General features: G+C 73.2%; 14 protein-coding genes. 10 read left to right on the top strand and 4 right to left on the bottom strand.

Annotation, left to right across the window (positions count from 1 at the left end):
• Positions 1–15: 15 nt before the first annotated feature.
• Positions 16–1,125: a zinc-dependent alcohol dehydrogenase gene (locus ACFFR3_RS30115; RefSeq protein ID WP_379484231.1), complete on the bottom strand. Its 1,110-nt coding sequence runs from the start codon at positions 1,123–1,125 to the stop codon at positions 16–18.
• 272 nt (positions 1,126–1,397) lie between these two features.
• On the opposite strand from ACFFR3_RS30115, the gene ACFFR3_RS30110 reads away from it, so the two are divergent.
• Positions 1,398–2,702: a phenylacetate--CoA ligase family protein gene (locus ACFFR3_RS30110; RefSeq protein ID WP_364378417.1), complete on the top strand. Its 1,305-nt coding sequence runs from the start codon at positions 1,398–1,400 to the stop codon at positions 2,700–2,702.
• On the top strand, positions 2,702–3,541 hold the full coding sequence (locus tag ACFFR3_RS30105; RefSeq protein WP_364378420.1) for an SDR family NAD(P)-dependent oxidoreductase: 840 nt from the start codon (positions 2,702–2,704) through the stop codon (positions 3,539–3,541). Before ACFFR3_RS30110 ends, ACFFR3_RS30105 begins: the two co-directional genes overlap by 1 nt.
• On the opposite strand, the gene ACFFR3_RS30100 is transcribed toward ACFFR3_RS30105, so the two are convergent.
• Entirely contained in the window at positions 3,516–4,343 is an 828-nt protein-coding gene (locus tag ACFFR3_RS30100; protein ID WP_364378423.1) for an IclR family transcriptional regulator, read from the bottom strand. The two genes, ACFFR3_RS30105 and ACFFR3_RS30100, sit on opposite strands and share 26 nt — an antisense overlap.
• A gap of 282 nt (positions 4,344–4,625) precedes the next feature.
• On the opposite strand from ACFFR3_RS30100, the gene ACFFR3_RS30095 reads away from it, so the two are divergent.
• Positions 4,626–5,624 (top strand): hypothetical protein, encoded by a 999-nt coding sequence (locus tag ACFFR3_RS30095; protein WP_345385737.1) that lies wholly within the window; start codon positions 4,626–4,628, stop codon positions 5,622–5,624.
• Positions 5,625–5,712: 88 nt separating this feature from the next.
• A complete protein-coding gene (locus tag ACFFR3_RS30090) occupies positions 5,713–7,032 on the top strand; it encodes an MFS transporter (RefSeq protein WP_379484230.1) in 1,320 nt (439 codons plus the stop codon).
• Positions 7,033–7,051: 19 nt separating this feature from the next.
• Here ACFFR3_RS30090 and ACFFR3_RS30085 read toward each other — a convergent pair whose 3' ends face one another.
• Entirely contained in the window at positions 7,052–7,924 is an 873-nt protein-coding gene (locus tag ACFFR3_RS30085; protein WP_364378432.1) for a methylenetetrahydrofolate reductase, read from the bottom strand.
• Between the two features lie 167 nt (positions 7,925–8,091).
• Entirely contained in the window at positions 8,092–8,367 is a 276-nt protein-coding gene (locus ACFFR3_RS30080; protein ID WP_345385733.1) for a muconolactone Delta-isomerase, read from the bottom strand.
• Between the two features lie 205 nt (positions 8,368–8,572).
• Here ACFFR3_RS30080 and ACFFR3_RS30075 point away from each other — a divergent pair, with 205 nt between their 5' ends.
• The 6 genes from ACFFR3_RS30075 to ACFFR3_RS30050 all read left to right on the top strand — a co-directional run bounded on the left by ACFFR3_RS30075 (position 8,573) and on the right by ACFFR3_RS30050 (position 14,202).
• Positions 8,573–10,120 (top strand): sensor histidine kinase, encoded by a 1,548-nt coding sequence (locus tag ACFFR3_RS30075; RefSeq protein ID WP_364378435.1) that lies wholly within the window; start codon positions 8,573–8,575, stop codon positions 10,118–10,120.
• Positions 10,117–10,788, top strand: coding sequence for a response regulator (locus ACFFR3_RS30070; RefSeq protein WP_345385729.1), 672 nt, complete (start codon positions 10,117–10,119; stop codon positions 10,786–10,788). The genes ACFFR3_RS30075 and ACFFR3_RS30070 overlap by 4 nt, the downstream gene beginning before the upstream one ends.
• 119 nt (positions 10,789–10,907) lie before the next feature.
• A complete protein-coding gene (desA, locus tag ACFFR3_RS30065) occupies positions 10,908–12,314 on the top strand; it encodes a syringate O-demethylase (protein ID WP_345385727.1) in 1,407 nt (468 codons plus the stop codon).
• Entirely contained in the window at positions 12,311–12,652 is a 342-nt protein-coding gene (locus tag ACFFR3_RS30060) for a hypothetical protein (protein WP_345385725.1), read from the top strand. The genes desA and ACFFR3_RS30060 overlap by 4 nt, the downstream gene beginning before the upstream one ends.
• A gap of 3 nt (positions 12,653–12,655) precedes the next feature.
• The gene (locus ACFFR3_RS30055; RefSeq protein ID WP_345385723.1) at positions 12,656–13,498 is read left to right on the top strand and encodes a class III extradiol dioxygenase family protein; all 843 of its coding nucleotides are present in this window, start codon (positions 12,656–12,658) and stop codon (positions 13,496–13,498) included.
• A complete protein-coding gene (locus ACFFR3_RS30050) occupies positions 13,495–14,202 on the top strand; it encodes an alpha/beta fold hydrolase (RefSeq protein ID WP_345385721.1) in 708 nt (235 codons plus the stop codon). Before ACFFR3_RS30055 ends, ACFFR3_RS30050 begins: the two co-directional genes overlap by 4 nt.
• The last annotated feature ends 35 nt before the right edge of the window (positions 14,203–14,237 follow it).

Genomic DNA, 14,237 nt, shown 5'->3' with positions numbered 1-14,237 from the left:
CCCGCCCGGCCGGGCTCAGCCGTTCGGGTGCACGGACACGTGGACGGCGTCCTCGCCGGGCACCTCGCCGCCGAGGGTCTCGAGGGCGAGCACGGTGTCGTCCAGCCCGAACGAGTGCGTGTGCAGCTTCTCCAGCGGATGGCGGCGCGCCTCGATGAGCCCGATGGCCTCGGCGTAGGCCCGGTTGTCCACCGAGAACGCCCCCACGACGGTCAGCCCGCGATTGACGATCACGTCGGTGCGCACCGGGATGTCGCGGCTCCCCTTCAGGCCGGCCAGCACCACCCGCCCGCCGGGCCGGGCCGCGAGCAGCGCGTCGGCCACCGGCCCCGCCGCCATCGGCGTCAGCTCCAGCACGACGTCGGCCATCGCGCCCGAGGTGAGCTCGCGCACCCGCTCGACGATGTCCGCCCCGGCGCCGGCCACGATGGTGTGGTCGGCGCCGAACTCGCGGGCCAGGGCCAGCTTGTGCGCGTCGGACTCGAGCCCGGTCACGATGATCGTCCCGGCGCCGGCCGCGCGGGCCGTGATGACGCAGGCCAGGCCGCGCTGCCCGGCGCCGAGGACGAGCACCGTGTCCCCGAGCCCGGCGCCGCCCAGGTGGCAGGCCCAGCGCACGCCCGCGCCGAGCGGGTTGAACAGCGCCGCCACCTCGACGGGCAGCGTGTTGTCGACGCGGTGCAGGATCGTGCCGGGCGCCAGGTACATGTGCTCGGCCAGCCCGCCCCAGAGCGACGGGGCCTCGTCCACGGGCGTCATGCCGTGGCCGTGCCTGATGCGGGGGCAGAACTGGTACGCGCCGGACAGGCACCGGCGGCAGGCGTGGCACGGCACGACGATCTCCACGGCGACCCGGTCGCCGGGCTGCACGCCCCACCGGGCCGCCGCGCGCTCGCCGACCTCCTCGACGATGCCGAGCGGCTCGTGCCCCGGCACGAAGGGCCGCGGCTCGTCCTGCAACATCGACCCGAGATGGCCCCTGTACGTCTCGACGTCGCTGCCGCAGACCCCGTTGGCCTCGACGCGCAGCAGACCGTCGTCGGGGCCGATCCGCGGTCGTGGGAACTCGCGTACCTCGATCTTGCGAGGAGCGATCTGTACGGCCGCGCGTACGGTTTCCGCCATGCTCTCTCCGAAGGGCCGGTCGTCCGCTGCCTGACAGGATGACGGCGGCCACGGCCGATTGCGACGCCGCTTCCGCCTCGCGGAAAGCCCCGAGCCGACCTGTACGGCATATGCCCTAAAGCCGCTTTCATGGCCACATCGGCCATTTACTTCCGCGACGCGAAAGTCCGCTCGATCACCCCCGCGCCCCCTCGGCATAGTGGGGTCCCCGGAAGGCCCGCGCACATCCGTCGGCACCGTGGCCGCCGACACCCTCACCGGAAGGACACCACGTGACCACACCCGGCTTCGTCGCGCCCGAGGACCGAGACGCCGTCACCGCGATGCTCCTCACGCAACTCGCCGGACTGCCGGCCCGCTCGCCGTTCTACGCGGACCTGTTCGCCGCGCACGGCATCGACCCGGCTGCCCTGGTGTCCCTGTCCGACCTGCGGAAACTGCCGTTCACCGACAAGCAGGCGCTGCGCGAGTCGCAGGCCGCCGCGCCGCCGCTCGGCCGGCACGCCGCGGTCGGGATGGCCGAGGTGATCAGGGTGCACGCCTCCACCGGCACCACGGGCAAGCCGAGCTGGGTGGGGGTGACCCGCCGCGACGCCGAGTCGTGGACCGAGATGACCGCCCGCGCGTTCACCACCATGGGCGCCACCCGCGAGGACGTCGTGCTGCACGGGGCCGGGCTGACGTTGTTCGTGGGCGGGCTGCCGATCAGGGACGCGCTGGAGTGCATCGGCTCCACCATGATCCCCATCGGCACCGGCAACTCCGACAAGGCGGTGCAGGCCCTCGACTCGCTCGGCGTCACCGCCCTGCACGCCACCCCCTCGTACGTGCGCTACCTCGCCGAGTACGTCCGCGGGCTCGGCCGCGACCCGCGCGAGTTCGGCATCCGCAAGATCTTCGTGGGCGGCGAGCCGGGCGGCGGCGAGCCCGCGTTCCGGCGGCACCTGCAGCAGGAGTGGGACGCCCGCATCACCGAGGGGCTCGGCAACGCCGACATGGCGCCGGTCCTGTTCGCCGAGCCGCCCGGGGCGGCCGGCATGCGCTTCACCGGCGGCAGGCACGTCCTGGTGGAGCTGATCGACCCCGACGACGGCGAGCCCGTCGTCCCCGAGCCGGGCGCGTCGGGTGAGCTGGTCTACACGTCGGTGGACCGCGAGTGCTGCCCGCTGGTGCGCTTCCGCACCAGGGACCGGGTGCTGGTCACGGGGCTCGACCGCGACGGGGCGCCGCTGATCCGGTGCGTGGGGCGTACCGACGACATGCTGATCGTGCTGGGGGTGAACGTGTTCCCGACGGCCGTGCGCGACCTCGTCCAGGACCTGCATCCGCGCACGAACGGCGTGGCGCAGATCGTCCTGCCGGGGCCTGGCCCGCGGGTGGAGCCGCCGCTGCGGGTCGAGGTCGAGCTGGGGGAGGCACCCGGCGACCCCGAGGGGCTGCGCAGGGAGATCGAGGAGCTGATCCGCGCCCGCCTGACCGTCCGCGCGGCCGTCACGCTCGTCCCGCCCGGCTCGCTGGAACGTACCGAGATGAAGTCCCGCCTGACGCGCGTCGCCCCGCTGGCCGAGGCCACGTGATGACCGCCGATCCCATGACCGACCCGTTCGCCGGCGCCGATGCCCGGTGGATGGCCGGGCGGACGGCGCTGGTCACCGGCGGCGGGCAGAGCACGGCGTTCCCGGGCGTCGGGTACGCCACCTGCCGGGTGCTCGCCAGGCACGGCGCCCGCGTCGCGGTGCTGGACAGGGACGCCGGCGCCGCCGGCCGTACGGTCAAGCTGATCACCGAGGACGGCGGCACGGCCGTCCCCGTGATCGCCGACGTCACCTCCGACCGGGCCTGCGCCGGCGCGGTCGCCGAGACCGCCGGCGCGTTCGGCACGCTGGACGCGGTCGTCAACTGCGTCGCGGCCGGCGACCGCGGCGGCCTGTTCGACACCACGCCCGAGCACTACGACCGGCTCATGACCGTCAACCTCAGGTCGGCCTGGTCGATCATGAGGCACGCCGTCCCGGTCATGCCGCGCGGCAGCGCGATCGTGAACATCTCGTCCGTCACCGTGCGCTCCCGCGGCCCCGGCATGATCTACTCCGTCGCCAAGGCGGGCCTGGAGAACCTCACCGAGGGCGCCGCCACCTCGCTCGGCCCGCAGGGCATCCGCGTCAACTGCGTCCAGGTCGGCGTGATCTGGGGCGCGTTCGCGGCGCGCGGCCCGATGCCGGAGTCGCTGCGCGAGCCGCGCCGCCTCAGCACCTCGCTCAAGACCGAGGGCACCTCATGGGACGTCGCGTACGCCACGCTGTTCCTGCTGAGCGACCGCGCCCGGTGGATCTCCGGCCACATCCTGGCCGTGGACGGCGGCCCTCCCCACCATTACGACACCGAGCCGGTCACCTCGGTACCCCAGGGGGAGTGAGCGGGCGGGTGGCCTCGCGGACCCGCCAGTGCGGGCGCGGCACCGGCGCGCCCGCCGAGGGGGCGCCGAGCGCTCGCGAGATGCTGCGCGCCGTCGTCGCCATCGCCGGCACCAGGGAGCGCGGGGACGCCGAGCCGCTCGGCACGGTGATGCCGACCGCCGCCACCACCCGGTCGCGCGCGCCCCTGATCGGCACGGCCACCGCCAGCACCCCGTAGGTGAGCTGGCTCTCCACGACGGCCACCCCCGATCTGCGCACCTCGGCGAGGAAGCGGCGCAGCTCGTCGGGGTCGGTCAGCGTGTTCGCGGTGTAGCCGCGCAGCTCGGAGGCGAGCACCTCCTCCTGGAACTCCTGCGAGGAGTGCGCCAGCAGGACCAGCCCCGTGCCGGTCGCGTGCAGCGGCCAGCGCCCGCCCTGCCGGCTCGGCACGGGGACGGTGTCGCGGGCGCGCAGCGACTCGACGTAGATGACGTCGTGCCCGTCGGGCACGCCGAGGTGGATGTTGGCGCGCACGGCGTGCTGGAGGTCGTGCAGGTACGGCAGCGCGATCTCGCGCAGCTGCCCGCCCTGCGGGGCCAGCGTGCCCAGCTCCAGGATGCGCAGCCCGATGCTGTACTTGCCGTCGCCGTGCCGGATGAGCGCGCCCCAGCAGCGCAGTTCGTTGAGCAGCCGGTGGGTGGTGCTGAGCGTGAGACCGGCCCGGCGGCTGATCTCGCTGAGCGACAGCGCCAGGTTCTCGGCGTCGAACACGCCGAGGATGGACAGCACCCGCTGCGCCGATGTCGGGCGACGCGATTCCACAGACCGGTCTGCCAGGACGGTCACCTGCTCACCTGCCTGTCCGTATATCGGGTTACGTAGGTGTTACACCAGGCTACCCAAAGGGACAAGTCACCGATAGTGGACACATTTATCGCGACATTTCCTTCCCTTGCGTGGAAAATGCCTTTCTATCCGGCCATTCTTCCCGCTCGCCGGCCCGCCCCCGCGCCCCGTTCCAGCGACCCTTCCGCGTCATGAAAGGCGCGGTCACCGGGGCCGCCCCCGCGTTCTAAATTGCACCGGACAGGAGGTGTGAGCAGGATGTCCGACCGAATTCACGGCCCGCCCCATCCCGCGGCCGAGGTGGCCGGCGGGGAGTGGGAGGCGGCGTATCGGGCGGTCGCGTTCATGTACGAGCACGGCTGGAGCGACCGGCTGCCCCTCGTGCCCGCCACCCCGCGCCGCGTGGCCGAGTTGCTCGCCACCACGCACCGGCCGCCGGACCAGGACATCGGCCGGCTCGACCAGCTCAAGAGCCCCGTCACCGTCGAGGTGGCGGCCGTCCACGCGGTCATGGCCGGCTGCCGCCCCGAGCACTTCCCCGTGGTGCTGGCCGCCTGGGACGCGCTCATGGGCGAGCGGTCCGACATCGGCGGCGGCTGGCAGAGCAGCAGCGGCCCGGCCCGCATGATCGTGGTGAACGGCCCCGTACGCCACCGGCTCGGCTTCACCGGCCCCGCGCGGGGCCTGCGCCCCAGCACCACCGTGACGCGGGCGATCGGCCTGACCGTCCACAACGCGCTCGGCGTCGTCCCGCACGGCCTCGACCGCCCCGCACCGGGCGTCCTGCCCGGCCGGTGGTCGATGTGCGTGGCCGAGAACGAGGAGGACAGCCCCTGGCCGCCGCTCAGCGCCGACGGCGGCGTGCCCGCGGGCACCGACGCGGTCTCCGCGATCCTGGTCGACACCAGCACGTTCGCCGGCGGCCCCGACACCGCGGCGGGCCCGCTGATGGCCGAGCTGGCCGGGGCGATCACGCGTATCGGTGGCTGGACCTCACGGCACGCCGGAGCCGCCGTGCTGCTCTGCCCCGGGCACGCGCGGCTGCTGGCCAGAGCCGGCATGAGCAAGGACGACGTACGCGCCCTGCTGACCGCGCGGTGCGCCCCTCCGTCGTCCCCGCTGCCCCGGCGCGGCGACCCGGGGCACCTGCCGATCGCCGTGGCGGGTGCGGCCGACGCCGGCATCTCCATGGTGGCGCGGGTCTTCTCCGGCTGGTCGGGCACGCCCGTCCCGGTCGAGCGGAACCGCGACACATGACGTAGCCCGCGTGCCGCGGAAGACGCACGACGCGCGGCGCGGGCCCGAATACGGTGAGACGATCCCCCCTGCTCCGAGGAGCACAGCCATGGCCCAGAACGGCACGTCCAAGCCCAGGTCGATGAGAGGCGTCTTCGCGGCCAGCTTCATCGGCACGTCGGTGGAATGGTACGACTACTTCATCTTCGGCACCGCGGCGGCGCTGGTGTTCCCGCGGCTCTTCTTCCCCGAGTCCGACCCCGACGCCGCCACGCTCGCCTCCCTGTCGGCGTTCGCCGCCGGCTTCATCGTCCGGCCGATCGGCGCCGCGGTCATCGGCCACTTCGGCGACCGGATCGGCCGCAAGTCGATGCTCGTCCTGTCGCTGCTGCTGACCGGCGGCTCGACGTTCCTCATCGGCGTGCTGCCCACGTTCGCCGCGCTCGGCATCGGCGCGCCGCTGCTGCTCGTCTCGCTCCGCCTCATCCAAGGGTTCGGCGTGGCGGGGGAGTGGGGCGGCGCGCTGCTCATCGCCACCGAGAACGCGACCCCGCGCCGGCGCGCGGTCTACGGCAGCTTCGCCCAGTTCGGCGTCCCCATCGGCGTGCTCACCTCGAACCTGGCCTTCCTCGCCGTCTCCGGCATGGACGACGAGACCTTCTACTCCACCGGCTGGCGCATCCCGTTCCTGCTGAGCGCGGTGCTCGTCGTCATCGGCTTCATCGTCAGGATCCGGCTGTCGGAGCCGTACGAGTTCGCCCGCGCCAAGCAGCGGCGGACCGTCACCAAGGTGCCCTTCGCCGAGTTGCTCCGCCGCCATCCCCGCAACCTGGTGCTCGGCGGGCTCGCCGCGATCGCCCCGCCCGCCGTCGGCTACGCGGTGACCGTCTACATGCTCACCTACGGCACCTCCGCCGTCGGGTACGCCAGGAACACGCTGCTCACGCTCATCCTGGCGTCCACCTCCGTGTGGATCCTGGCGATCCTCGTCTCGGCGCTGCTGTCCGACCGGTTCGGCGCCAAGCGGCTCTACATCGCGGGCGCGATCACCGCCGTGGTGTGGCCGGTGCCGATGTTCGCCCTCGTCGACACCGGGAACGCCGGGCTGGCGCTGGTGGCGTTCCTGGTGGCGGCCATCGTGCAGGGCATCATGGCGGGGGCGCAGGGCGGGCTGTTCACCGAGATGTTCGCGACCGAGGTGCGCTACAGCGGGATCTCGGTGGCGTACGCGGTGGGCGGTACCGTCGCCGGCGCCCTCACCCCCGTCTACCCCGCCCTCTACGCCGCCGGCGGCTCCTCCACGACCGTCGCGCTCTTCCTGTGCGTGCCCGGCCTGGTCAGCCTGCTCGCGGTGCTGGGCATCAGGTACGCCACCGTGCGGCCCGAGGAGAAGGAGCCCGGTGCGGTGGCCGTACCGTCGGAGTCCTGAGCCTGCCGGGGCGCGGACGTCAGGCCGCGCCTCCGAGCCGTTCCAGGAGCCTGCGCCGCCACGCCTCCGTCGCGGCCAGTTCGTTGAAGGTGAACAGGTGCAGGCCGGAAAGTCCCGTGCCGGGCTCGGCCAGGTACGGCGCGAGACGCGCGGCCAGCCGGCCGGGGCGGTAGCCGCCGGGCAGCAGGAACCGCCAGAACAGGCTCTGCTGCTTGCGCAGGAAGCGCGCGGACGGGCCGAGCCCGAGCCGGGCGGTGACGCGGACGAGGCGCTGCCGGCTCACCACACCGGGCAGCCCGACCATGACCGGCAGGCCGACGCTGCGGGCAGGCAGCCCGCGCGCCCAGCCGGCGGTCGTGCGGGCGTCGAAGCAGAGCTGGGTGACGATGTGCGTGGCGTGCGGCGCCTTCTCCTCCAGGGCGCGGTCGATGACGGTACGCGGGATGCCGCCGTGCCCCTCGGGGTGCCCGGCGATGCCGACCCGCGCGAACGGGTGCCCGTCGAGCGCCTCCAGCAGGGAGAGCGCGTCGGGGAACGGCCCCGCCGGCCGTACGGCGTCGCCGCCGACCACGAACACGCCGTCCACGCCGCCCTCCCCGAGCTGCGCCACCATGTCCTTCAGCTCCCGCTCGTCGCGGACCAGCCGGGCGGCCAGGTGCGGGGCCACCGTGTAGCCGTGCCCGGCCAGCCGTACGGCCAGGTCGATCGTGGGGCCGAGCCCGCGCGCCTCGGTGGCGGTGACGGTCAGCCCGACCGTGCGCGGGACGTGCGCGAGCACCGGCTCCTCCGCGCGGCCGAAGGGCAGAATCTCGTACGTGGCGGCGCTCAGGGCCCGCGCCAGGGCCGTCCGGGGGTCGAGACGGACCTGCGCGGGCGCGCTGTCAGCGGACATGACCTGACCCTCCTGCGGAAGCGGGCAGCCGACCGGCTGCGGTGCCTGCTGGTGAGGCTAGGGACCGGCCCGCCCGCGAACACGGCGCGGATGACCGTTTCCGCCTGCGCACCCGTCGCGTCCCGGCCGCGACACCTGTCCTACGGCGGGCCGCCGGCCTGCGTGGGTCAGGTCTCCTGGGGGTGGGTGGCGAGGGGTTCGACCGTCACGTCCATCCAGGGGAACTGCGGGAGTGAGGACAGCGCCGCGTGCAGGGCGGTGGCGTCGGGGGCCTCCCACAGACCGACGACAGCGCGCCGGCCAGGCACCCGCCACAGCCGTTTGAGCAGGCCGTCCGCGCGCAGCCGCATCGCCCTGGCCCGCTCGGCCTCGCGCAGCTCCTTGCGCTCGGCGTCGCCCATGGCGTCGGGCAGGCGGGTCTCGAAACGTACCAGGAACTCCATCGCAGCCTTCCCTTACGCTCTGGCCTCCGACGCTAGGACGCCCGCGACCCCGCGTGATGCGACGCGCGGCCCCGCCGGGACGTGTCCTGCGGCCAGGCCGTCTACGTCAAATGTCGTAACTCGTCCCGCCGCACCTGCCGCCGCCCGCCACCCCGGGGCATCATGGGGGTCAGCGGGCCCCGTTCCAGCGAGGAGGACACCGCTCATGGCGCATGACGCCGGGCACGAGGCACCCGCACTCGACGCGCGCACGCTGCTGGACCTGGCCCCCGACGGGCTCGCCGTGATCGATCGCAACGGCCGCTTGATCCTCGCCAACCCGGCCGCGCTGCGCCTGTGCGGCCTGAGCCCGTCCGACCTCCCAGGCGCCGCTTCCCCCTTCCCCTCCAGCGGGGGAGCGGAGGAGGCGGTGGTGGGATGGGAGGCGCCAGGCGGAGGGCGGCGGGAGTTCGCGTACCAGGTCAGAGCCTCCAGGAGGGGGGAGCGGGTCGTCGCGTTCAGGGACGTCACCGAGAGCCGCCGCCACCAGCGGCGGCTGGCCGCCATCGCCAGCGCAGCCGGGCGGGTGGCCGCCGAGTGCTCGCTGAGCAGCACCCTCGACGCGCTGGCCAAGGAGGTGCTGGAGGCCGACGCGCTGGCCAGCGTCCAGATCCTCACCGTGAACGCCGCGGGCGAGAGCTTCCAGGTGATGGGCACGGCCGGCTTCGGCAGCACGCCTGACTTCTTCGACCTGCTCATCGCGTGCATGGAGGCGGGCGCCGAGCTGCGCATGATCGACGCGTTCACCAGCCGCAGGCCGGTCGTCGTGCCCCACCGCTACGCCACCGTCATGACCGACCCGGTGTGGGAGCCGATCAGGGAGCACATGCGCCACCCCGAGTGGGACTGGTTCGCCAGCGTGCCGCTCCTGGTGCGCGGCGAGCCGGTCGGCGTGCTGAACGCGTACTTCGCGCCGGGCCAGGAGATCGGCCGCACCGCGCTGGACTTCCTCATGGCGATGGGCGAGCAGGCGGCGCAGGCCGTCGCGTACGCGGCGCTGCTGGAGCGCGAGCGGGAGGTCGCGCGCCGCGAGGAACGCCAGCGGCTGGCCCGCGACCTGCACGACTCGGTGGTGCAGCAGGTGTTCTCGATGGGCATGCAGGTGGAGTCGCTCGGCATGCTGTCCGCCCGTGGCGCGGTGGTGGACTCGGCGTACGTGACGCGGGTGGCGCAGGAGCTGGCCGGCATCTCCAAGGCGGTGCTCGGCGACCTGCGGGCCATGGTGACGGACCTGCACCCCACGGCGCTGTCGGACGAGGGTCTGCCGGCGGCGGTGCGGACGCTGGCGGCGGTCACCACCGGACGTACCGGCTTCGAGGTTTGTGTCACCGTCACCGACCAGGACGACGAGCTCGGCGACCTGGAGTCCGAGCTGTGCGAGGACGCCTACCGGGTCGTCGCCGAGGCGCTGCACAACAGCGTCAAGCACTCGGGCGGCTCGCTCGTCACCATCGACCTCGCCCTGACCAGGCGCGGCACCCAGCGCCGGCTGACGTGCGAGATCGCCGACGACGGCCGCGGCCTGCCCGAGCAGCCGGCCGGCGAGGGCGGCTTCGGCATGACCGCCATGCGCGAACGCGCCGCCCGCTGGGACGGCGAACTGACCACGTCCGCACGTCCCTCCGAGCGGGGAGCCTTGGTGCGGCTGGCGATTCCGCTGCCGACCCTGCTGCCGGCCGGACCGACCCGACGACCTTCCCTGGGGAACTCATGAGCGCGGAGGCGCAGGCGATCGGCGTGCTGGTGGTGGACGATCACACCGTGGTCAGGCGGGGCGTGACCGCGTATCTGGAGGCGCTGGAGAACGTCGAGGTGGCCGGCGAGGCCGCGAACGGCCGTGAAGCGCTCGACTGCCTGGAGTCGCTCAGGACGCGCGGCCTGCCGCTGCCCAGGGTGGCGCTGATGGACCTGGTGATGCCGAAGATGGACGGCGTCGAGGCCACCGCGGAGATCGCCAGGCGGTTCCCGTCCGTGCGCGTGGTCATCCTGACCAGCTTCGGCGAGGTCGAGCGCATCCACGCCGCCCTGGAGCACGGCGCGGCCGGCTACCTGCTCAAGGACGCCGGCCCCTCTGAGGTGGCCGCCGCCATCAGGGCCGCCGCCAACGACGACGTCTTCCTCGGCGCGGCCGTGGCCAGGCGGCTGGTGCAGAAGATGCGCGCCCCGCACACGGGCGTCGCGGGCCTGACCAACCGCGAGCGGGACGTGCTGGTGCTGATCGCCGAGGGTCACTCCAACCGGGAGATCGCCGCCCGGCTGGTGATCAGCGAGCGCACGGCCCGCACCCACGTCAGCAACCTGCTGGGCAAGCTGGGGCTGCGCTCGCGTACGCAGGCGGTGCTGGTCGCGATGCGGGAGGGCCTGGTGCCGCCCCCGAGCTGACACCCGGCCGGCTACGTCACTTGTCCTAGGACGACCGGGACGGCGGCCCCATCCGCCGCCGCGGCGCCGCTGCTTAGCATCCAGGCACGGCACAAGCTCGGCTAAGGAGAAGACGCGCGATGACCGGCTCCAGCCTCGAAGACGTCGTCAACGGTGTACGGACGAACCTGGTCGACCATCTACGCAACCTGCAGGCCGGGCCGAACGTCTATCCGGGGGTGCCGCCGGAGTACACGAACTGGCGGGACGAGCAGCTGGCCTGGCAGCGGACCTGCGTGCTGTTCAACCAGTCGTACCACATGGCGGAGCTGCTGCTCGAAGGGCCGGGCGCGCTCGCCCTGCTGACGGGCCTCGGGGTGAACAGCTTCGCCAGGTTCCCCGTGAACAGCGCGAAGCAGTTCGTGCCGTGCACCCCCGACGGGTACGTGATCGGCGACGTCATCCTGTTCCGCCTGGGCGAGCGGACGTTCAACCTGGTCGGCCGCATCCCCGCGCTCAACTGGGTGCGCTACCACGCCGAGACCGGCGGCCACGACGTCACCGCGACCCTGGACGAGCGCTCCGCGGCCCGGCCCGACCCGTTCAACCGCAGGTCGTACCGCTACCAGATCCAGGGCCCCGACGCGGCGCGGGTGATCGAGCGGGCCACCGGAGCGCCCGCCCCCGAGCTGACGTTCTTCCACATCACCACGATCACCATCGCGGGCCGCGAGGTCCGCGCGCTGCGCCACGGCATGGCGGGCCAGCCGGGCTACGAGCTGTTCGGCCCCTGGGCCGAGGGCGAGGAGGTGCACAGCGCTCTGGTGGCGGCCGGCGAGGAGTACGGGATGCGGCTGGTCGGCGGGCGCGCCTACTCCTCCAACACGCTGGAGTCCGGCTGGATCCCCTCGCCGCTGCCCGCGATCTACACCGGTGCGGCGCTCAAGAGCTACCGCCAGTGGCTGCCCGCCGACGGGTACGAGGCCAACGCCTCCATCGGCGGCAGCTTCGTCTCCGACCGCATCGAGGACTACTACCTGACGCCGTGGGACCTCGGCTACGGCTCGTTCGTCAAGTTCGACCACGACTTCATCGGCCGCGACGCGCTGGAGGCGAAGGCCGCCGAGCCGCACCGCAGGAAGGTGACGCTCGCGCTGGACGCCGGTGACTTCCTCGCCGCGATCGGCTCGCAGCTGGACAAGGAGGGGCGGCCGGCCAAGTGGGTCGAGTTCCCCTCGGCGGTGTACGCGATGCACCCGTACGACCTGGTCAAGGCCGGCGGCGCGCCCGCCGGGATCTCGACGTGGATCGGCTACAGCGCCAACGAGCGCAGGATGCTGACCCTGGCCATGCTCGACGAGGAGCACGCCCACGAGGGCGTCCAGGTGTCGCTGGTGTGGGGCGAGCCGGACGGCGGCAGCGGCAAGCTCACCGTGGAGCGGCACGCCCTGGCCGAGATCGGCGCGACGGTCAGCCCGGTGCCGTACACGGAGGTCGCCCGCAAGATCTACGCCGACGGCGGCTGGCGCAAGGCGGCGCTCAAGTGACGGAAGACCGGATCCCCGACACGCCGCTGCTCGACCGCGCACGGCAGCTGCGCGGCTACCGGCTCAACAAGATGGCCATGGGGCTCGGCGATCCGGCCAACAGGGCGGCCTTCAAGGCGGACGAGCGGGCGTACCTGGACCGGTTCGGGCTGAGCGAGGAGGAGCGGCGCGCGGTGCTGGCCCGCGACTGGCGGGAGATGATCCGCCTCGGCGGCAACCTGTTCTTCATCCTGAAGATCTCCGCCGTCGACCCGATCCGCATCACCGAGATCGGCGCGCACCAGGCCGGCATGGACCACGAGACGTTCCTGCGCGAGCGGCTCGGGAAGAAGGGATAGGCCGTGGCCAGACTCCTCGGCGGCCTGGGCACCTCCCACGTGCCCTCGATCGGCGCCGCGCTCGACCAGGGCCTGCGCGACACCCCCGAGTGGAAGCCGTTCTTCGACGGCTACGAGCCGGCCCGGCGGTGGATCGACGAGCACCGGCCCGACATCGCGGTCGTCGTCTTCAACGACCACTTCAACGCGCTGTTCCTCGACCGCGTGCCCACGTTCGCGGTGGGCTGCGCGGCCGAGTACCAGCCGGTGGACGAGGGCTGGGGGCCGCGCGCCGTGCCGCCCTTCGAGGGCGCCGCCGCGTTCGGCTGGCACCTGGTGGACACGCTGGTGGAGCACATGTTCGACCCGGAGATCATCCAGGAGATCAAGGTCGATCACGGGCTGCAGGTGCCGATGGAGCTGTTCTGGGGCCGCCCGGCCGAGGCGTGGCCGGTCAAGGTCGTGCCGATCTTCGTGAACGTGCTGCAGTACCCCATCCCGCTGCCCGCCCGCCTGTACGACCTCGGCAAGGTGCTGCGCCGCGCCATCGACCGCCACCCGGGTGACGAGACGTTCGTGGTGCTCGGCACCGGCGGCCTGTCGCACCAGCTCCAGGGCGCCCGCGCCGGGTTCGTCAACCCGGCGGCCGACCGCCGCTTCCTGGAGGACATCGCCTTCCGCCCCGACGAGCTGGCCGGGTGGAGCAGGGAGCGCTACATCGAGACGTTCGGCGGCGAGGGCGCCGAGCTGATCATGTGGCTGGTCATGCGCGGCGCACTCGACCCCGAGGTCGTGGTCAGGCACCGCCACTACTTCGTGCCCGCCTCCATGACCGGGGCCGGGATGATCGTCATGGAGAACGCGTGAGCACCTTCGTCCTGGTCCACGGCGCCTGGCACGGCGGCTGGGCGTGGCGGCGGGTCGTCCCGCTGCTGCGCGCGGCCGGTCACGAGGTGCACACGCCGACGCTGACCGGCCTCAGCGACCGCGCCCACCTGCTCGGCCCGCACGTCGGGCTCGCCGTCCACGTCCAGGACGTGGTGGCGCTCATCGAGGCGTACGACCTGCGCGACGTCGTGCTCGTCGGCCACAGCTACGCCGGGCAGGTCGTCACCGGCGTCGCCGACCGCGTGCCGGAGCGGCTGGCGCTGCGCGTGCACCTCGACGCGTTCGTCGGCGACGACGGGGAACCCGCCATCGACCTGCTGCCCGCCACCGTCGCCGGGCACTACCGCGCGTCGGTGGCGGGGCCCGGTTTCGGGTGGCTCATCCCCGTACGCTCCCTTGAGGTGCTCGGCGTCACCGAGCCCGCCGACCTCGGCTGGCTCACCCCCAGGCTCACCCCGCACCCGTGGGCGACCTACACCGAGCCCCTGCGGCTGACCGGCAAGGGCGAGCAGGTGCCGGCCGCGTTCATCGAGTGCGTCGAATGGATGCGGGTCTTCACCCCGCACGCCGAGCGCGCCGCCGCCCGCGGCTGGCCGGTGCACCACCTGGCCACCGGTCACGAGGCCATGGTGACCGCGCCGGGCGAGCTGGCCGAGCTGCTGCTGGGGCTGGCCGCCGGCTGAGCGCCCGATCCGGCTTCCGTTGTGTGGAAAAAGAG

This window comes from Nonomuraea salmonea, from assembly GCF_042428605.1.
Classification (GTDB): domain Bacteria; phylum Actinomycetota; class Actinomycetes; order Streptosporangiales; family Streptosporangiaceae; genus Nonomuraea; species Nonomuraea salmonea.
Note: the sequence above shows the minus strand (reverse complement) of the source record. Positions and strands in the feature narration are given on the sequence as shown.